General features: G+C 66.5%; 17 protein-coding genes. 7 read left to right on the top strand and 10 right to left on the bottom strand.

Annotated features, from left to right (window positions below; all coding sequences use genetic code 11):
* Nucleotides 1-14: 14 nt before the first annotated feature.
* Nucleotides 15-1,070 carry a hypothetical protein gene (locus NCC78_RS02270; protein ID WP_308220853.1) on the bottom strand — a complete coding sequence of 352 codons (1,056 nt, stop codon included), beginning with the start codon at nucleotides 1,068-1,070 and terminating at the stop codon, nucleotides 15-17.
* 133 nt (nucleotides 1,071-1,203) lie between these two features.
* The gene (locus NCC78_RS02265) at nucleotides 1,204-1,917 is read right to left on the bottom strand and encodes a DUF2625 family protein (RefSeq protein WP_250791383.1); all 714 of its coding nucleotides are present in this window, start codon (nucleotides 1,915-1,917) and stop codon (nucleotides 1,204-1,206) included.
* A 517-nt stretch (nucleotides 1,918-2,434) separates the two neighbouring features.
* Between NCC78_RS02265 and NCC78_RS02260 the strand changes: the two genes are divergently transcribed.
* Both NCC78_RS02260 and NCC78_RS02255 read left to right on the top strand, forming a co-directional pair.
* On the top strand, nucleotides 2,435-3,637 hold the full coding sequence (locus tag NCC78_RS02260) for an IS110 family RNA-guided transposase (RefSeq protein ID WP_250791381.1): 1,203 nt from the start codon (nucleotides 2,435-2,437) through the stop codon (nucleotides 3,635-3,637).
* A gap of 114 nt (nucleotides 3,638-3,751) precedes the next feature.
* Nucleotides 3,752-4,384, top strand: a complete 633-nt coding sequence (locus NCC78_RS02255; RefSeq protein ID WP_250791380.1) for a DUF7002 family protein — start codon at nucleotides 3,752-3,754, stop codon at nucleotides 4,382-4,384.
* A 205-nt stretch (nucleotides 4,385-4,589) separates the two neighbouring features.
* On the opposite strand, the gene NCC78_RS02250 is transcribed toward NCC78_RS02255, so the two are convergent.
* Entirely contained in the window at nucleotides 4,590-4,895 is a 306-nt protein-coding gene (locus NCC78_RS02250) for a hypothetical protein (RefSeq protein ID WP_250791379.1), read from the bottom strand.
* Nucleotides 4,896-5,043: 148 nt separating this feature from the next.
* On the opposite strand from NCC78_RS02250, the gene NCC78_RS02245 reads away from it, so the two are divergent.
* Complete coding sequence (locus tag NCC78_RS02245; protein WP_250791377.1) at nucleotides 5,044-5,778, top strand: protein kinase family protein; 735 nt, start codon at nucleotides 5,044-5,046, stop codon at nucleotides 5,776-5,778.
* A gap of 580 nt (nucleotides 5,779-6,358) precedes the next feature.
* On the opposite strand, the gene NCC78_RS02240 is transcribed toward NCC78_RS02245, so the two are convergent.
* The 3 genes from NCC78_RS02240 to NCC78_RS02230 form a co-directional block, all read right to left on the bottom strand.
* A complete protein-coding gene (locus tag NCC78_RS02240; RefSeq protein WP_250791376.1) occupies nucleotides 6,359-6,547 on the bottom strand; it encodes a hypothetical protein in 189 nt (62 codons plus the stop codon).
* On the bottom strand, nucleotides 6,548-6,886 hold the full coding sequence (locus NCC78_RS02235) for a hypothetical protein (RefSeq protein WP_250791374.1): 339 nt from the start codon (nucleotides 6,884-6,886) through the stop codon (nucleotides 6,548-6,550).
* Between the two features lie 1,074 nt (nucleotides 6,887-7,960).
* Nucleotides 7,961-8,800, bottom strand: a complete 840-nt coding sequence (locus NCC78_RS02230; RefSeq protein WP_250791373.1) for a hypothetical protein — start codon at nucleotides 8,798-8,800, stop codon at nucleotides 7,961-7,963.
* 269 nt (nucleotides 8,801-9,069) lie between these two features.
* Between NCC78_RS02230 and NCC78_RS02225 the strand changes: the two genes are divergently transcribed.
* Nucleotides 9,070-9,666 (top strand): hypothetical protein, encoded by a 597-nt coding sequence (locus NCC78_RS02225; RefSeq protein ID WP_250791371.1) that lies wholly within the window; start codon nucleotides 9,070-9,072, stop codon nucleotides 9,664-9,666.
* Between the two features lie 590 nt (nucleotides 9,667-10,256).
* On the opposite strand, the gene NCC78_RS02220 is transcribed toward NCC78_RS02225, so the two are convergent.
* The 4 genes from NCC78_RS02220 to NCC78_RS02205 all read right to left on the bottom strand — a co-directional run bounded on the left by NCC78_RS02220 (nucleotide 10,257) and on the right by NCC78_RS02205 (nucleotide 16,001).
* Entirely contained in the window at nucleotides 10,257-10,709 is a 453-nt protein-coding gene (locus tag NCC78_RS02220; protein ID WP_250791370.1) for a hypothetical protein, read from the bottom strand.
* 81 nt (nucleotides 10,710-10,790) lie between these two features.
* Nucleotides 10,791-11,306: a riboflavin biosynthesis intermediates N-glycosidase gene (ybiA, locus tag NCC78_RS02215; RefSeq protein WP_250791368.1), complete on the bottom strand. Its 516-nt coding sequence runs from the start codon at nucleotides 11,304-11,306 to the stop codon at nucleotides 10,791-10,793.
* A gap of 739 nt (nucleotides 11,307-12,045) precedes the next feature.
* Nucleotides 12,046-15,183 carry a hypothetical protein gene (locus NCC78_RS02210; protein ID WP_250791366.1) on the bottom strand — a complete coding sequence of 1,046 codons (3,138 nt, stop codon included), beginning with the start codon at nucleotides 15,181-15,183 and terminating at the stop codon, nucleotides 12,046-12,048.
* A complete protein-coding gene (locus NCC78_RS02205) occupies nucleotides 15,180-16,001 on the bottom strand; it encodes an esterase/lipase family protein (protein ID WP_250791365.1) in 822 nt (273 codons plus the stop codon). Before NCC78_RS02205 ends, NCC78_RS02210 begins: the two co-directional genes overlap by 4 nt.
* Before the next feature lie 481 nt (nucleotides 16,002-16,482).
* On the opposite strand from NCC78_RS02205, the gene NCC78_RS02200 reads away from it, so the two are divergent.
* From NCC78_RS02200 to NCC78_RS02190, 3 genes are all read left to right on the top strand, one after another.
* Complete coding sequence (locus NCC78_RS02200) at nucleotides 16,483-16,701, top strand: hypothetical protein (RefSeq protein ID WP_250791363.1); 219 nt, start codon at nucleotides 16,483-16,485, stop codon at nucleotides 16,699-16,701.
* A gap of 405 nt (nucleotides 16,702-17,106) precedes the next feature.
* Nucleotides 17,107-17,775 (top strand): hypothetical protein, encoded by a 669-nt coding sequence (locus NCC78_RS02195; protein WP_250791362.1) that lies wholly within the window; start codon nucleotides 17,107-17,109, stop codon nucleotides 17,773-17,775.
* 368 nt (nucleotides 17,776-18,143) lie between these two features.
* The gene (locus NCC78_RS02190; RefSeq protein ID WP_250791360.1) at nucleotides 18,144-18,722 is read left to right on the top strand and encodes a hypothetical protein; all 579 of its coding nucleotides are present in this window, start codon (nucleotides 18,144-18,146) and stop codon (nucleotides 18,720-18,722) included.
* The last annotated feature ends 444 nt before the right edge of the window (nucleotides 18,723-19,166 follow it).

Raw genomic sequence — 19,166 nt, 5'->3', positions numbered from 1 at the left:
CGACGAGCAGGCGGTCAGAAGCGGTAGAAGGAGTAGCTGTAGGGACGACCTCGGTCGTAGATGACACGCAACCGTGGCTGCCTGACCTCGGGCAGTCGGGCCAGAACGCTGAGGAAGATCTGGCCGTCCGGCTCGAATCGGTGACCCGGGAGCAGTGCCGGCAGGGCCTCCGGCGGGCTCGGGACCGACCGCCCAACCGGCTTCGGGGCTCGGTGAAACGCGAGGTGCCGCCAGGCGTCCCAAGCCAGCGGGACGGGCTTCACCGTCGGGGCCACCGGCCAGAGCTCACCGGTCTGCGGATGCTCCGGGACAAGGGCGAAGTGGCCGTCGGCATCCGGCAGGCCGGGCCCGGCCAGCACCAGGGCGCGCTCCTGCCCCGTGCTGACCACGCCGACGAGACGCTCGAAAGTGGGCCGGAAGACCGCGGCGACCTGATGATCCGGGATCACTGGAGGGTCACCGCCCGAGGCGGCCAGCAAGTGTGCCAGCGCCGAGGCTGCGGCGGCCGCCCACATCGGGTGCCAGCCACCGCCCGGTTCAGTCGGTGGGATGCCGGGCCGCTGGTCGATCAAGTCCGCCCAGTCGAGTATCGGGTGCGGGCCGAGGCCGTCCTCGAGGATGTGGGTGGTCCGCGGGTCCAGCCAGGTGGCCTGCCGCAGGCCGCAGTCGTCGATCCGGACGGCCACCGGCGTGCCGCAGGTTAGGCAGACCATGTTGGGCTCACCGCCGTCGAGGCCACAGCACGCGGAGTCGCCGGCCAGCGCCGGGTCGATGACGGCACCGCGGACGTCTCCCGGGGCGAGTAACACCTGGCCGACCGGCCCGGCCGAGATGCTGAACCTCGGCGCGTACCAGCCGAGCGCCACGGCTTCACCGGCGTCAAGATCGGCCCACCGCCGCCATGGTGAACCGGAGGGCAGCGGATTCACCGCGAACGTGCCCGGCTCCAGTGCCGGGGCGAGCGATCCTGGCCCGTTGCCGTACTTCTGGTCCGCGTGGACGGGCAGCGCCACCCTCGACACCGGATCCGTCAGAGCGGTGTCGCAGGTTCGGCAGCCGAAAACCGTCATGTATCCCCCGCGCGCCGACTGAGGTAAATAGTAGTTGATCACTGTGACCGAGCATCCAGACGCGTCCAGCTGAGAGTCCATCGTCGCTGAGAGTGCGTCGTTGAGGATCAGGCTTGGGGTGCTGACGCGGCCGCTACACGATGCGGATGTGCAACGCCGTGGTGTCCGGTTCCGCGGCGATCCGTGCAGCGAACTTGTCCTGCAACGAGAACAGCTCGGCCATGGGCGCCGGCCGTCGTGTGGTGCCAGCGAGGTCCTGATGTGCTTCGCGCGACCAGAGGAACGGGTAGACCGTCATGCCGTGCGACAAGGGCAACTGGCTTGTCTCATCTTGCCAGCCTGGCCAGCGCAGCGACTCGTAGAACTGGCCGGTACCACCCTCGGTGATCCACGACAGCCAGTCGCCGTGACCAGCGCCGAGGGACTCCCACTCCAACGTGTCCGGCCCGAAGTAGCACACCTCGCCGGGCTCCCCGGGGCGGCCGATGGTCGCCAGGTCGGGGCCGTTGACCTCGAACCGTCCGCCAAGCACGTCGTAGCCGACGACCAGCGCCGCAGGCGCTTGCTCCTCGCCCGGCAGGCCGTTGGCCTCCGCCAGCGAGGGCAGGCCGCGCTCACCACCGCCGCCGAGCACACGCAGCCAGCCGTCATCGACCAGCAGACCGCCGGTGTGCAATGCCAACGCGCCCATCCGCGACCGATTGGAGACCTGCAGGCGGTGCAGGCTGTCCCGCCCGGCGGCTGCAGGGACCGGCAAAATGGAGATCTGCGGATTCGACAGCAGTTCCATCTCGAGCCCCGGCCACGCCGGATCGGATGTAGTGGTCAGCTCCTCAAGGGTGCGCACCCGAGCGGCTCTACTCGTTGTCTGGCACTCGCACCCCGCTCTCGATGACGATCGAATGCCCTGGCCCGCCGCCCAACGCCCGGGTCTTCCCACTGCGGTCGCAGCCAGCCGAGGTTAAGAAGGTCCAAGATCGGCTGATTCTTGATCTGCCCAGCCTCGTAGCTGAGATGAGAAGCCTCATTGCCTGTATGTGAGGCCGGCAGGCTGACGATCAGTGAGGGCGTGTCAACGCTGAACTTTGACCCCTCTGTTCCGGGCGGGTTCCAGAACCCGCCCGGAACAGAGGGGTCAGTTTTCCCTACCTTGTGGATCGTCCGGGCTGTCGTACTGTCCGGACAGCCGGGAGCACCGGGGCATGGCTTCCAGTTTTCTGCCGTTGATGGCTTCGCCTGATTGGCCACCCCGGTGCTCTACGACGTCTTGACCGCTGATTGAGATCTGCGACATCGATCGCTACGTAGGGAATGGACGGCGAGCGCGTCGACGGCATGCCGATCACGAGCAGGGAGAGGGCTGGATGCAGAAGGTCGAGCAAGCATGGGCCGGGATCGACGCCGGCAAGGGCCACCACCACCTGGTGGTCATCGACAGCGAAGGGCGCCGCCTGCTGTCGCGGCGGCTGTCCAACGATGAACCCGCGCTGGCTGCCGTGATCACCGCAGTCCTCGCCCGAGCGGCGAAGGTGACCTGGGCCATCGACCTGGCCGACGGTCCGGCCGCTCTTGCCATCACGCTACTGCTCGAGCGCGGCCAGCGGGTCCTTTACCTGCCAGGCGTCGCAGTGAACCGAATCGCCGGTGCTTACCGCGGCGAGGGCAAGACCGACGCCAAGGACGCGGCAGTCATCGCTGACCAGGCCCGCATGCGCCGTGACCTGCGTGAGCTGCACCTCGAGGACACCCTGCTCGCTGAACTTCGCATGCTCACCGCCCACCGCGCCGACCTCGCGGCCGATCGCACCCGCACCATCAACCGGCTACGGGTACGGCTGCTCGGCATCTTCCCCGCCCTGGAGCGCGCACTCGACTTCACCAACCGCGGACCGCTCGTGCTCATCAGCCAGTTCCAGACACCGGCCGCTCTGATCGCAGCCGGGCGAGATGAACTGGAGCGGTGGCTCCGCGAGCGCAAAGTCCGCCACGCGGACAAGCTGGCCACCGCAGCGATACAAGCCGCCGAAGCTCAGCACGTCCGCGTTCCGGGTGAAGCGATGGCGGGGGACCTCGTCGGCCGGCTCGCGGCCACCGTGATCGACCTCGACCGGCAGCTCGCCGAGCTGGACAAGCTCATCGCTGACCGATTCCACCGCCACCACCATGCCATGGTGATCACCAGCATGGTCGGCATTGGTGACCTCCTCGGCGCAGAGTTCCTCGCCGCCACCGGCGGCAACCTTGACGGATTCGCGTCCGCTGACCACCTCGCCGGCTACGCCGGACTCGCACCCACACCACGCGACTCCGGCCGGCGCGTCGGCAACCTCCACCGCCCAAAGCGATACAACCGCCAGCTCCAACGCGTCTTCTACACATCAGCGCTGATCAGCATCCAACGCAGCCCTGCCTCAAAGTCGTTCTACGAGCGCAAACGAGCTCAGGGCAAACGCCACGGTCAAGCCGTCCTCGCCCTCGCGCGGCGCCGCGTCAACGTGCTCTGGGCGATGCTGCGCGACGACCGTCCCTACGAAGAAGGCCAACCCCTCACCGCCCTCGCCACTTGACAAACAGCATTGAGAATCAGGCGGAGCCGACAGTAGGCCGGCCGCGAGGTGACGGGAGGTCGTCGTGCGGTTCGCTGATGGCCCGTAGGCGCGGCGTTCGGCATGATGACCGTCATGGACGTCGAGGAACTGATCGCGCAGCATCCGTGGGTCTTCCACACGATGTCGGCGACCGCGTGGCCATCGGTGCGACGACACGGCCTCCTATCCACGCAGCGACTGATCGATATGTTCGACCTCGACTCGGCCGAGCGCGACCGACTCCTGAGCGCCCCTCGCAAGCAGTCCACCGTTCTGCGCGCTCCCGGCCTAGCGCCTGCCGTGATCCGCGACCAGAAGCCGATGAAATTCGTTACGGAGAAGATCGATCCAAACTCCTCGCTGACTGAGTACCTCGCGGCCATCAACTCCCGGGTCTTCTTCTGGGCCAGCGCTGAGCGGCTGGACCGGCTGCGTCACGCGAAGGAGTACCGCACTGAGGACCAGGTGGTCCTGCACGTCGACACTCGTGCCCTCGTCGAGCGACACGGCCCACGAATCGAACTCTGCCGGCTCAACTCCGGCGCCGTGACGCAGAAGAACCACCCCATGCGGGGGCACCGATCCTGGCTGCCGATCGCCGACTACCCGTATGCCGAGTACCGCCGCCGCTACGGCCGCCATGGCGCCTTGGTCGAGGTCACTGTGTTGGACGCCGTCCCTGACATCGTCGACCTCACCGACAAGATCGAAGGCGCCATCAACTGATACCCCACCCGTCACGGTCACAGGACTGCGCTGCGCTTCGCCCGGCAGGCCGGCACTCGCGCACCTTCGCGCCAATCTGACCACGCTCGGCGTGTCTGGCCAGATCGGTTACACCGTTACTTGGACAGCCCTGCCGAGGGCTGGGCATTCTTCTGGTGCTACGACGACGTCGAGTGACCAGAAATGATCTACGCGCGCGTGGCTGTCAAGAGCAAGGGGGCGGCGCCGAGGCCAGCCGGGCAAGGCGGTCATCGACGTCGGGCCAGTGTTCACCGGCGCGACCGGTGTGGTCGGGCAGCGCTGTGGCGTGACGATGAGCGACGTACTCGACGGTCGCGCGCAGCGCCCCGCCGGCGGCCAGGTCGACATCCTGCCGGTTGTCGCACCACGACCAGTCGCTCTGATGCCCAGCATCTCCCGCGACGTAGGGATCGCGCAGCAATCCCCCGCCGTGGTCAACGTGTGGAGGGCGAGTGGCCGCATCGACCACCTCGGCGGTGAACAGCAACACTTCGGCGTACCTCGTCGGCGCCGACGACACATCCACCCGCGCCACCCCCCAACCGGGGACCGATGCCACAACCATGCGACTCACCACGGGCGCTGCAGGCGGCACTCGCGCTCTGCGAAGGGGATACGCCCCTACTCTCCTCTACGTGATGGAACTACCCCTGCACTCCGCGATCGCGGTCTTTGACGCCCAGGACTCGGATTGCGTCTCCTACGGCGTCGAGGCGTCAGGACGCCGCTGGTTCGTCAAGACAGCCACCACCGTGCCCAGCCGCCGTTCATTGCTGCGGGCCGCCCGGTTCCACGCCGCGGTCCAGCACCCGGCGATCGTGCGCCCCGAGCACGTCCTCGACGGGCCGACGCTGGTCTACCCGTGGCATGACGGCACCGTGCTGAACCACGCCACCGTTCACGGTTCGGACCGCAGCGCCCTGTACCGGTTCCAGCAACTACCCCTGCGCGACGTCGAAAGGGCCATCGACACCATCCTCGACGCGCACCTGGCCGTCACCGCCGCAGGCTACGTCGCGGTCGACCTCTACGACGGCTGCTTCCTCTACGACTTCCTCGCCCGCCGACTCCGCCTGATCGACCTCGACGAGTACCGTCCCGGGCCGTTCACTCTCGACACCGACCGCCTCCCCGGATCCCGCCGGTACATGGCCCCCGAAGAATTCGTCCGCGGCGCCGTCATCGACCAGCGCACCACCGTGTACATCCTCGGCCGCACCATCCACCACCTCCTCGACTCCCCACACGGCTGGCGCGGCTCCCACCACCAACAACAGGTAGCCGTACGCGCCACCACCACGACACCCGCCGACCGATACCTCGACGTGGCAGCACTCGCCGCCGCCTGGCGCACCACCCTGCCGAACCCGTAACGCGCGCCGAAGCCTGTGACAGTGGTGGCGCACCTCCTGAGCGAAAGATCCCGACTCAGGGGGACTCGCGGGAGGGGCAAGCTGCGTGAGCGGGCCCAGTGCAGCTCTCGGCCGTACGGGTTACAGCAGTCAGGGCGGTGCCGGTACACGCGCAGGTCGCGTCCGTGCCGGCGGCCGTACTCGCGCGTGATCTCGTACAGGCAGGCCTGCCAGACGACGACCTCCCCACCGCCGGGCACCACCTGGCCGTCACCGGATCCGCCGCGCAGCAGCACGTCCACAGCCACGACCGTACGCAACCCACCAGCGCCGGGACGCGGCGTATGAGTCTTCGACCCAAGCGGTACCCACCCGATCCGATCTCAACGGCCGGTGTCACAGGCGGGTGAGTCGGTGGTCGAGGGCGGTATGGCGGGCGGCCGGCGCCGACGGTAGGCATGGAGCGGACCAGCGGCGGCCTGACATCAGTCGTTGACATCAATGGTGGCGGCCGAGGTCGAACGAGTGCGGACGGGCGCCGCCTCGGAGCCGGGCCTCATGGACGTCGGCGGACGCTGCGACCGTTGCCGAAGCCGCCTTGTCAGGGAGGCATCACGGCAGCCGTCGGCGCGTGCCCGTTGCGTGCCCGATCCGGCGGCCGAGGGGCAACAGCGGCCAACGACAGCCGGCAATTGAAGTGCTCGACCTGCGCGGACTGCAGGTACGTGGAGGTGCGCTGGTTGCGCCCGATGACGTCTTGCTCGTCGCCGCTGATGAGCTTCTGCTTCACCTACCAGGCTTTTCCGCGGATCGGGGGGACGTCGAGGTCGCGCTCGTCGCCGCGGTGCTCGGCGAGGAGTTGCCGACGGATCGCCCGCCAGGCGACGCGCTCTTGCCGGCGGGCGAGTTTGCGGTGCGACTGGAAGCTGCAGAGCTGGCAGCCGCACAGGTTCGGCGCCTGGGTCGACGGCTGCCGGTAGCAGCGGGTGCGGATCCGGTGGGGCGAGGCGAGGAACTCGTCAATGTCGCAGGGGCCGGAGCCGTGCTCGTGGGTGTCGGTGAACCAGTGACGCAGCAGCGAGTCCCGTCGCTGCACTCGCTCGGGTCGGTGAATGTCGGTACGGGCCATGTGACGACCTGCCCTTCGGCAGCCCGCGCACCGTGCGCGGGACTAACGCCTTGATGACATGTCGATCACCTCCGAGGTTGGGAGTGGAGCGGGTACGCGAGAGAGCGGGGCCTGCCCGCCTTCCGAGTTAGCAGGGGAGCGCTTCGAGCATCCTCGTCACGGCGTACATGGTAGGCCGCACGTCCGACGGGATCCGATCACCGTGACGAGCCGCCACTATCAAACACGGCGCCTGGGGTCACGTCCGCGCGGGCATTGGTGAGCAGTTCCAGGCCCATGTAGCGGCGGCCTTCGGTCCATTCGTCGGTCTGCTCGGCTAGGGCCTTTGGGATGTGCGGTTGTCGCCGAGCTTGCGGACGGGGTCCACGAGCGGGTGGCGCCCGAACTACCACGCCGTCCTTCGCGGGTTGCTCCTGACGTCATGACGGGGGAGTGGTTGACCGTGAGCGGTCGGCGTGGGGCGCAGGTGAGCGGAGGACGCCCCATGATCGGGCCATCTGGGGCCAATCGTAGGATCGCTCAGGCGGGGACTGCGACTGTACATTGCGTGGATGGATTGGGCTATCGTCCCGCCGTCAGGATCCAGATTGGACGGAAGGAAAGGAACGCCGCCTGTCGCCCACCGACTGAATAAGCTGTCGATCTCTGCAGTCTGCGGTGCTGACATCACCAATGCGACTCTGGTACCTGGCGCCAAGCTGCGCGGCTCGCTTGTGGTGTGCGAGAAATGTGAGAAGACGCGGCGCCGGCGGCTTGAGAGACGACGCCGTGATGAGATTTGGCGCCGTGAGAGGATGGCTCGCTATGGCTATGTGCCGATCGCCGGTCCGGTGGGTCTAGGCAAGCGTCAATAGGCGAAGATTCTGCCAACTTCGGCAACGATGGCCTCACTGGCTTAGCGAGTTGTGACGCGTGCGATCGGTAGACAGGTGCACGGAGTATTTATAGGTAAGCCGTCAGGTAGCGAGGCCAGGAGGCAGCGCGAGTCTCGGTGCGAGTTGAACCGGCTCCTTGCACGCAGCGGCGCCCGGTGCTGCGGCCGCACTTGGCCGATGGTCGGCGGGCAGCAGGCCGTCAGCCTTCCCGGTAGGCGGGCAGCCCGAGCGCGGTGCGGATCCTGCCGTCCTCCTTGGCTCCGCTGTGTGCCGCTGCTGCGCGGATCTCCCGCATCAGCGCATCGGCGTCCGCCGCTTGGCCGGCCCGCCGCCAATGCCGTAACGCGACGTCGTTCTCCTTGAGGAGTCCGTCCATCGGCGCCCGGACCTCTGCCGGCCAGACCGTCTCGCGCAGTTCAACCGCGTGCGCCGCGTTCGTCCGGGCCACGTCGGCGACCAGTGTGCGGACCGTCCGCCACGGCTTCCCGGCGTTGACCGCGTCCTCCAGGTCTTCCAACGCGGTGTTGTACGGTGCCACGATCGCCAGGTAGCGGCACTTCGCCTCCGCAGGCGTCAGCGCGGCCGGGGTGGTCGGCGCGGCACTCTGCCAAACCGGCGCTGGAGCTTGCGGGTCGACCTGTTCGCCTGTACCACACCCGGCGAGCAGCACGATCAAGGTCAGGACGGCCGTCCATCGACGCACGGAAATTTCCCAACTGTCGAGCTCCGAGACACCGGGATTCTTGGGCACACCTGCCCGGCGACTACCCAACGACGACGGCGCCGCCGGTGGGAAGTTCAACGCGGATCCATTCACCGGCAACCAGTACGCCTTCAGCGGCGGTAACCCGTCAGCAACGTCGAGGTGGATGGGCCACCGCTTCAACATGACGGAGGCCGCGGTGGGTGCCTCGCCGGTGTGGGCCTCAGCCAGCGTTGCGAGGAGGCCGAGGGTTTCGGTGGGACTGAGGATGGCGACCAGGCCGACCCGGCGGGATACGATCTGCATCGGCGGAAATCGCCGCGCGAGCCGGCCCATCCGAACACACCGTACGTCGACAATGGCCGCCGCCCACTGACACCGCCATGCCGTCCGTCGACGGCCCGCACGCTCGCCACGTTGCTGACCCTGGGTCGCCGACGCAACGGTCTGGCAACCTATCGGCCCTTCCATCGCTGAAAAGATCGACTTTCGCGTCTCTCGGCCACTCCGGGCGCACTTTCGTTTGGCTCTGCCACCCATACGGCTGCTAGTTCCTGCTCCAGCGTTGATCTAGATTGCTCTCCTCATGTCTCTCAAAAAGGTGAGTGGGCATCGACAACAAAGGAATTTTAGTGTCGCAATCTTCCCCGCCCGTACCGCCGTCGCTCAACCAGCCGCCGTCCGGTGACCAACCCGCCGAGGCCCCGGCTGTTGCGCCCACCGCCGCACGACCAATCCGTGAATGGGCCGTGCTGGGAGCCGGTATTGCAGCCGTCATCGGGTCATTCATGCCGTGGGGCAAGGTGAGCGCACCGATCCTCGGCACGGTCACCGTGTCGGGTGTCGACGGATCGGACGGTTGGATCACGGTGGGTCTCGGCCTGGTGCTGGTCGCCTACGCCGGCATGACCTTGCGCGGCCAGCGCACCCACATGGCCGTGCCCGTCCTTGCCGTCCTTGCTGCCCTCGGGCTGCTTGGTGTAGGCGTATGGAAGATCGTTGACCTGCAGGCGACTGAGGCGGAAATGCGAGCGAAAATGTCCGGGGAGGACGATGTCTTCGGCCTCGGAAAGGCGATGAGCGCAGCTGTGCAGGTGAGCGTCGGGTCCGGGCTGTGGTTGCTGACCTTCGCTGCGTTGGCGGGCTCGGTCGCCATGATTCTCATCATCGTTGACCGTTATCGCAGCCGCGACAGTAGTTGATGTCGGTGCCGTCGAGAGCGAGTCCGGCAGCAGTGCCTCCTCGGCTCGCCTGACCGAAAACGGCCCGGGCGGAGCATTCGCTTCGGCCGGGCTGTTTGGCTGTGGGAGTTGTCGCTGGTGCTCCGCTGCCAGATTCCACTCCGGGCACGACACCGGCCGTTGGTAGGCGGGGACGTTCGGCCAGCACTCCAGCGAACCGAACGCCTCCTGGTACGCGCTCAGAAGGTTCTCCAGGGGCGCTCGTACGCGCGTAACGAAGCAACCCCGGGGTTCAAGAAGCGCCCGCAAATACTGCTGAGCGATCGCGCTGCGGAAGATGTAGGTCATCCGACGACGGGCGACGGCCGAGAGCATCTGGGTGCGGAGACTCATGTACCCGTGTGAGGGGTGCGGGAGCGGGCGGCGGCGTTGCCGGTGTCAGGGAGGGCCGGGTTCGCCACGTACGTGCCAGTTCAGGCAGCTCGCAACGAGGGGTGCCGGCACGGACGGTGCGGTTGCGATGGTCGGGCAGCGAGCACGGCCAGGCCGGCGAATTGCTCACCCTTAATCTAAGTAGCCGCCGAGCGGGCGGCGTTGCCTGCGGTGCTCCATCAGTAGTGACTGAAGACCTGACGAACCGTGATGCCGAGCACGATCGACACTTGCGCTGCCTCGTCGGGCGACAACCAGCCGCGGCTTGGATTGCGAACCTGAAGTTCGAATCGCGCAAAGGCGGCCGGCCAGTGGTACTCCAGGTCGTTGAGCGAGACGGTGGCGCTGCAGCACGGTGTCACCGTGTCCAATGTTGCGAAGCGAGTGGCATAGGCATCGTCCATGCGCTCCTGCCACCAGTCGGCATCCAGCGGGGCCGTGCAGACCGGGCAGCCGACTGCCTCGAAGTTGGCGCCCTGGTCGATGAACGTAACCTCGGCGTACCGGCAGGCGACCAACTCTCCCGCGCCCGGACACATCGCCAAGACGACCTCGGCCGCAGCATCCGCGGCGTCCTGCGCCGGCACCCAATCCGGCACCGTCGGCACGACACGAAGGAGACTTTCGCCCACGCCCATACCCTGTACCAGCTGACGCCAAGCCGATATCCGCACATGCCGCGGACAGCGCGTTCGCGATGGTTGCGCTCAGTGCTATCGCCGCTGTCGGCGGCCCTGGGTGTTGGCGTTCTGGGTGAGGTCGGCGCGTAGCTGGGTGCGGGTGCGCATCAAGATCCGTCCGAGCATGTTCTTGCCGGTGCCACTCCGGCCGCGTCCCCAGTAGTGGTCAGTGCTGGTGTCCTCGACGATCTCCTCGTCGCCGGTGTCCAACAGGATGGCGCGGATGTCGGCGTGTGCGGTGAACTTGGCCGTCACGGCCCGGCGCATCACGTCGTCTTTGACCCGTTCCCAGTCGCGGCGCAGCGGCCGGGACCGGTCGCGGCCCAGCTCGGCGGCCCGCAACGGGGTCGCCGTCCGCCGGATGAGTTCGACGTGGCGGGTACCGGGGAACTTCTGGGCCTGGAAGTAGTGCTCGGAGGTCGTCCACCAGTGGCCGTCGAGGTCGAAGCCGTGGCCGGAGAAGTTGGAAAAGCAGCCGTACGGAACCTCGTCGGCACCGTAGAAGTAGATCGTCATCTGGGCCTCGGAGCGGGGGTCGGGGATCTGCACCGTGTCACAGGCATCGACAGAGCGGCAACCGAGTTCGCTGGCCACCATCCGGATCTGCCGCTGACAGTGCGCGGTGTTCGTGAGCGCGCCCAGTCAACCGATGCCGCGTCCGGGGCGGCCCTGGTGCCAGCCGATGCATTGGGGGTCGGCGGCTAACGATCCATCGGCGGTCGGTGATCGGCGGCCCTGGTGGGAAACCAGTTCGGGGGGAGCAGGTTGGGAGCAGCCGGGTGCGCTGAACGGCGTTGAACTGCGCTCAACGGCACCGAATGGCGTCCAACGGCGTACGCCGCAACCTGCGGTCTTGCGTTTTCGCAGGTCAGAGTAGGTGCGGCGTCCTGCTTCACACCGGAGTGCTCCGCGATTCTGGGCAGCAGTCGACGTTAATCTATGTTGCCTGGCAGGGGAGTATGCGCTGGTCACGGCGGTAAGGAGCTGCTGGGCGGCCTGGCCTTGCGAGTGGGAGCAGATTGGGTGCAGGTTGGCTAAGTGGTCACCACGCCCGAAGTGTTCACCGACACCGGACGGGAACGAGGCCTTTGACCTGCGGTGATGTAGGCGAGCCGGCCGGTGTGACCTCCCAGGGAAGACCGAAGGCGTCAGCCCGCCTGCTTAGGTCGGCTCTCGTCGTCGGCGCCGAGAAGCCCCTCCAGCCCGCCTGCTGTCGTGTCAGCGTTGAGGAAAAGGAGTGACCGAGTGCTTCCGTGTGGTGCGGAGCTTTAACTCTGGTCGTCACTAGCTAAAGGTCGCGGAGATAGGCCTCGGCCTGTGTGTCCTCGTCGTGTGCTTCCTCCACGTAGCCGTCCGCTAGTTGCCGCAGGACACCCTGTAGCCTAGGGAAGTCCTGAGCGCGATCGATCAGGTCGCGGTAGTGTGTGGCGAGCGTCCTTTCTTGTATCCCGCCCTCGGTAAGTGCACGCATAGTCATGCCGCGCCGGTTGTAGAGCGCGGTCGCGATCCCGCGTTCGAGGTCCTTGCTGCGTATCTCTTCGATCAGTTCGCCGATCACCTCCAGCGATGCGGGGATCGCGTGCACAAGGACTTCCGCGATGCGCCGGTCACCGAACGCTCGCACGTCCGCCGCTGCGAACTGTTTCCGTGCTTCGTGTGTCCATTTCAGCAGCGCCGCCAGTTGGACCGAGCCGTCGGGGGCCGAGCCGGGACACCGGCGGGGTGCCCTGACCGCATACCAAGCGGCGATCTTCGATGCGCGGGTCGGGCCTTGCAGGCTGGTTATCGCGATGGTCGCGAAGACCGCCGGATCTTCCTGCATCAGCTCCGCGGTAACCGGCAGCCGGGGGTTCAATCCGCCGATTTTGGCGCTGAAAGCGAGTTCGATGTTCATGACCCGGTGACGGTCGAGGACGTTGAGATGCCGCGCCAAGAGGTCGATCACGCTCTGCAGATCGTGCCGCGACACGAGATGAGACTCTACGGCGTCGGTGCCGGCAGCGATGAATCCCTCCGCGGCTCGAATTGCCTGCTGGGCAACCTCGGCGGTGTCAGCGTCGTTTGCGTGCAGGGAAACGAGCTCCAGCGCGGCGGTGAACCGGTGGACGCTGCACAGACCGGCCGCGACGTCGGCGACGAGCTCGGAGTCGAAGGCGCGACTGGGAAAGCTGCGCCAGTAGGCGTCCGCGGTGGGAGCGTCCAGGGTAGGCAGTTGTTCGAGTGCCCAGCGTTCATCCCGGGACGCGAGCAGGATCGCTGCCCTGCGCGCGGCATCTCCAGCGTCGGCGAGTAGATCGGCCCGCCGGGCTGGTGTGCCGTTGCGGATCTGGGTGGCAAAGTATTCGAAGGCGAGATGGTGACGTTCGCCGGTGAGCCAGGACAGCAGCGATCCTTCGTCGGGCTGGCGTGGCAGGACTTCGCCGATGAGCTCACCGTGTCCGGTTTCGTCCGCGAGGGCAAGCAGGGCCGCGAAGCCGTCGGCCTCGGACATGATCTCCGCGACCGCCGCGGTCCGGGCCTGATACAGCCCGAGGCCGGTGGTGCGGTCGCCGCGACCGGGGCGCGGCCACGATTCGGCGAACAGCCAATGGTGGCGGTCGGCGGCGTGGTCGGGTCGGAACAGTCCGGCGATGCGAGCCACCTCGTCGACCTGTTCCTGTGGCAGTGCCCAACCTTCGTCGGCGTGCCCCTGGTGCAACCCCGCCAGATCCGTGAGGGCCTCGAACAGCTGCCGGCGCGGCATCCGGTCGGGGACCGGCAGGTCAGCGAGAGCCTGCAGGAAAGCCACGCCTTCCTCGGCCGGCATCGCGTCGATGGACGGCACCAGTTCCGCGCATCGCACCGGATCCGTGCCGGCGTCGTCGATGGCGAGCGCGGCGACGTCGCGGAACGCCTGGTACACCTCGTTCGGTGGGTCCGTTTCCGGCAGCGGCCATTGCCGGACCTGTGGTTGCGGGTGAGCGGTCCGGATGACGCCGCCGTGGGGCAGGAGGTCCCGGAGCAGCTGCCGGCCGACGGTGGGATGGTCCTGCAGGATCCGCCGCAGCGCCCGCTGCCGGTGCCTACGCGACGCCCGTGTCTGAGGGAACCCGCAGTCGAACACTCCGGCCAGCGACTCCGACGGCCGGTTCGACAGCCTTCCACCGGGGTCCAGGGCGGCCAGCCGGGCTAGCGCGTCCACCGCCTCATCAAAGTTCTCGACGGCTCGGGCCAGGAGTTCCAGAGCCCACAGGAATGCCGGGTAGTCACTTTCCGAGCCGAACATCGCCGCCTGCCACTCCGGTGCGTGCGCGAGTGCGTCCAGGAAGGTGCCTGGCGCGGCCTCGGCGATCGTCCCGATCACGTCGGTCAGCGATCTCCACCTCGCTGGTGACCTACTGGCAAGCACCTCATGGACGACCGCATCGACGATCACGGAGCCGCGCCGCGCCGATTGGTCGTACCGCAGGTCGTCGCCGTGCACGGCCAGCATGAGCAGGGTGCGTGTCACGCCACGGCGCAGGACCGGCGAAGCTGGTTCGCCGTCGCGTAGCACCCGCACCGCAAGGTCCGCGAATGATTCCAGGTCCTGAGCCGTGAATCTGGTGCGCAACAGCAGGAAGGCGTCCTCCGGGTCCTGCAGGTACCAGTGGATGCCGAGCCGGCCGAACAACGGCCGGTCGGGGTCGGTGAGTAGATGACCTGCCGTGTCCTCCAGCAGGTCGTGGGCCACGCCCGCGAATCCGGCTAGCATCGGCGAGTCCCTAGCGGTGAACTCGCCGAGCAAGCTCAGCCGCCGGCATACCCGGTCCGGGGTCACCGCCCAGCTGGCCTCCGGGTACTGCGGGAAGCGCGACAGCGCCCGGCGTAGCTGTTCGAGGCCGCGGCGAGCGAGCGCGCCGAGCCGAACCTCCTGGCTCTGATCGATGCGCGATGCGGTTAGCATTCGCGCGACGGCGATCCCGTCGACGGCGGGAACGGTCAGGTCGGGTCGAATGGCACCCCGACCAAACAGGACGATCTTGTGGGAGCCTGTCAACGGAAGACTTGACGGTTCGGTGCCGGCCGCCAGCATCAGGATCGGCGGGTCCGCAGCGTCGCCGTCGATGGTGAGCGTGGTCGCGCCGCCGACGAAGAACGCCCGCGTCGCGAGCGGGCTGCCGACCAGCGCGGCGGCCAAGAACGCTTTGAACTCCATCACGCCCAAGTCACCGCCGACCGAGATGATGGCCTCGTCGCTCGTCAGGGCCGCTCGTAGGCCATCGGCTGCAGCCTGCCGCCCGGCCAGCACGATGTCGCTGCTCAGCACGGGTTCGGTGGCCGGCAACCAAACGGTGGACCACCAGACATTCGTGGCCTGGGCGGTGGCGGATTCGCCGGCGACATTGATCTGGAGGTTGCCGTCACCGATCTGGAACCCGGAACTGCCGGAGACGGTCACGTTCACCGGTCGATCCGGTTGATCTGGGTGTTGCTGTTGCCGATCTGAAACCCGGAGCTATCCGCAATGGTGATGGTGCTCTGTTCTACGGGTGGGGGTACGGGTGCCGATGGCGCCGGTGCGGAGAAGTCGGTGACCAGATGTCGCCGGATGGTCTCCGCCGTGACATTCCCCGGCCAGGCCGGGTCGAGGATCGAAAAGTGGTCCCCGGGCAGCACCCCCGCATCGGGGAAGGTGGCCTGGGCCGAGACCCGGCGCACGACGTTGTCGCTGTCGCCCGCGTAGACATGGACCGGGATGGGGCAGGTCCGGTCACTGACCGCAGTCGCGTTGGTGATCTGGTTCAGTACCGTACGTTTCGAGGCGGCGACGTCGGTGCGGAACTGCTGCAGCGACTCGGTCTGCGGACGAAAGCCGAACCCTGCCACATTCCGGAAAAGGCGCAGGTAATCACTGCCTTCGTGCGGGCACGCGAGCATCACGATCGAGCGGATCCGGGCAAGGTCACGCCCGCGCCCGTCGTTCACCTTCCAGGCGAGATAGCGTTGGAGGATCAAGCCGCCCTGGCTGTGGGTCACCACGGCCCAGGGTCCATCGTCCGGCACGCGGGCCTGCACGAAGGAATCCAGGGCCTGGGCGATGTCGTCGTAGTCGGGGATCCGGCGGGGAAGAAACGGGATGCCGAGTTTGGGCGACGGGTACCCGTACCGGGCCCACTGGATCCCTGACAGGTCGGCGTCCGCCCTCAGAACCTGCTCGAGCCGATCCCAGGTCGTCGGCGATGACCAGAGCCCATGGATCATTACGACGTGCCCCTCGACCATCACTGCCCTCCCCGAGTAGCCGTACTAGCCTAGGGCAGGGCATTCCGAAAATGACGTCGTGGCCCGCTACGCGGCAGCCCCGTCTCGAGGATCTGCGCCCAGCCGATCGCCGAGTCGGGTTGACCGTACTGGCCGGCGGGGACACCGCAAGCCGGTGCGGTCGCTGGGTCAGTCGCGTCCCGGTGGCAGGAAGGGATCGTCGTGAGCGACATCGTCGGCGTTCCACCGGTAGCGGACGGTCAGCAGGTGGCGGACCGCTGCGAGGTCGATCGGCTGCCGGAGGGTGAGTTGGCGCCGCGTACAGGTGCAGCCGCTGGTACGCCTCGGCGGTGGCGAGGGTGGCGTGGACCAGCCGGACCCCGGAATCGTCGCGGATCAGGCGCGCCAGGGCACCGTGCAACAGCCGTAGGGTGTCCAAGACGCGGCCGGCGGCGAAGAACGTGTTCGACCGTTCGAGGGCTTGGTCGGCGGCCCGCCGACTATGGTGACCGCGACGCCGTGGCAGCACGAGCCGCCGCTGAGCGGGTCCGATTATGGACCGGTGATCGGGCTTGCGCTGCAATGGGGCGGGCAGGAGCACAGCATCCTGCGGATGACAGGCGGCGGGGTGCTGCCTGCTGGCCTGCTCGATGTGCCCGCCGGATGCACGTTGACGGTGCTGTGTGTACCTCGGCGCGGTCCGATTCCCGATCACCAGTGAGGCTCACTGCTCGGGCGCCTCAACCGAAGCCTGGCCGGGGCCACAGTCATAGGTCAATGAAACAAGTAGCCGCGATCCGGAGCGCGCTGGCCGCAAGATCAGGCGCACGCTCATGGACCGAGTTTGGCCGGACATCGATCCTGGACCAAGTCTCTAAGTAGCCGATGTGAGTGAGTCGGAGCGCACCCTGGGCACGGCCATCGCAGGATGGGCCAGGACAACAAGTGCCGGCCGCACGGTAGCCCTAATGTGGCGCGGTGTGTTCAGCTTGCAGTGAGGTGCGACCGGCTACCGCAAGGACCGCGCCGTCTACCTCGGCGCCTCTCGCCGGGCGTCTCTCGTTGCCCGAGGGCGCTGGCCGTATCGTACCTTGACCATGGCGGATCGCCCTGAAAAGCTGACCAAATGTACTTTCACGCCGACGAAAAAGGGGATCCCGATCTTTCGCGCCCCCTAGACCAGCTAGAGCATGTCCAGGTGTATTGGGCCAATGCCGACAATGACCCGGAGTCGCTGGCGGATCTTTACCTAAATTTTCACGATTTTGGTCGAGTCGAGTTCCTCCTGTTTAAGGGCCGATTGAGCGCCACAATACTCGTTGCTCGCTCGGCCAGGATTGCCACCTCGCGACTGATGGCCAGGCTTCAGCAACAACGGCGAGATGGATCCCATCGCTTTCCTGGGTGGGAAGCTGAGTCCGACGGCGTCCTTGAGGAATCAGTCGGCGTAGTTGAAGATGCAGAGAAGATTGCGATTGGCGCCGCCATATTGGCTGCTGTCGCCGCGCTGGAACTCTTGCTCAAGGAATTGTCGGACAGTGCTGATACGCGGAGTGGGCTCGATCAAACGCTGAAGGAATTCCTGAAGCGACGGAACGTCTCGTCAAATGAGACGGAACGCATCATCGAAATGGTCTCAAGGGTGCGGGAGCGACGGAACTCTTTCGCCCACACGCTCACGGGATCCTACTGGGATCAACCGACCGCAGAACGAATACTCACACCGGAGTCCATGGACGACACACTGTTCACGGTCGGTAAAATCGCCATCGCGCTAGAGGCATTGGTTGATTGACGTAACGACGCATTGCGACTACCAGTGCGGGGCGACGAGCTACGGCCATGACGCCCTGGAAGCCCGTGGGTACGGCGCGCTTTGTGGCCCCGAAGCAATCTCGCCTACTTTGGAGCCACCCACCGGTGGCTCAGTAGATCGAGCCCTGCCCGCAGTACCGATAGTTCCACCCTGCCGACGCCCGTGGTCACCAAGTTCGTCTGGCTGACCGACGCCCGGGACCGCGGCATGTCCTTCCCGGCCGCACCCCTGGTGGGCGAACCCAATGGCTTGACCAGGGCGTCGAACTTCTCCGGCCCAGCGACGGCCCCGAAGTAAGTCGCGGATGCCTATTGAAATGAGACGACGAGTCGAGCACGATGGCTTCCATGAGTGACGGATCGGCGAAGAATAAGCCCGAAATCCTTTCGTTGTCGATGAAGTTGGCCTTTCCGAATGAGCTCGACGACTTCATCGGCAAGGTGGTGCGGGAGGGTGCGTACCTTGAGGAGGTTCTTCGCGAGTGTGTCGCGATCTTGGGTGGACTCGGCAACGACGTTGATGTTCTCCTCATGGGGCAGAGTTGGGACTGGTTGCACAGCATGGCCGTCGGACTCCAGAAGGAACCCAGTTACGCTACCAGGCGCTGCAATGACGAGGCGCTCCCCGAGATTGGCGTAGCGCTTTCAGAAGCCAATGGGGTGTGGAAGCGGCGCAATGCTGTAGTTCACGCAAGCTGGAGGGTCTGCCCCGCGTCACTGGGCGGCACCTGCGAAATTGCAGCATCAAACGGTGGAAAGGTAAACGAAGGCGAGTATCACGTCGAGCGCAGCATCCGTAGGAAATTCAAACGCGATGTCGAGCACCGGCATGTAAGTGAACTTGAAGAACTGGCATGCGACTTCGAGCTCGTTCGTCAAAACCTCGTCGAAGGACTCCAGGCGTTCGATCCTAATCAATTCCGTTGATAACCTGGGTGTTGCCTCGGTCAGCGCCCGCCGGTGAGGCTGTCCGTGCGGTGTTGATGCCTATTGCGCAACAGTCTTTGATCTTGCCTTGGAAAGCACGGATGGCGTCGCGACCTGGTTATTCGCCGACCACAGCCCCGATGCGTCTGCAGAGTCATCGGGCAGATCACACGCGAACCTGCACTCTCGTGCCGCGTAGCGCGCCTGCCGGCCAAGGCGGCGACGATTGGGCAGACCTAGTTACCATCGCACGCTGCAGCCAAGAGGCGCGCGCTATGCAGCGCTGGCTACTTTCTCCGCCGGCGGCTCGAAGCCCGGTTGAGGAGGTAATACGCGAAGTTGCCTACCACGCCAGCGGCGGCGCTTAGGACAACCCACAGCAAGATCCCACGTAGGTCCACGGCATACGCACCTTTCGTCGAGTTACGTATGCCTCCGCACCCC

It is taken from the genome of Micromonospora phytophila (assembly GCF_023656545.1).
Lineage (GTDB): Bacteria > Actinomycetota > Actinomycetes > Mycobacteriales > Micromonosporaceae > Micromonospora > Micromonospora phytophila.
This window is presented reverse-complemented; position numbering and strand designations above follow the sequence as displayed.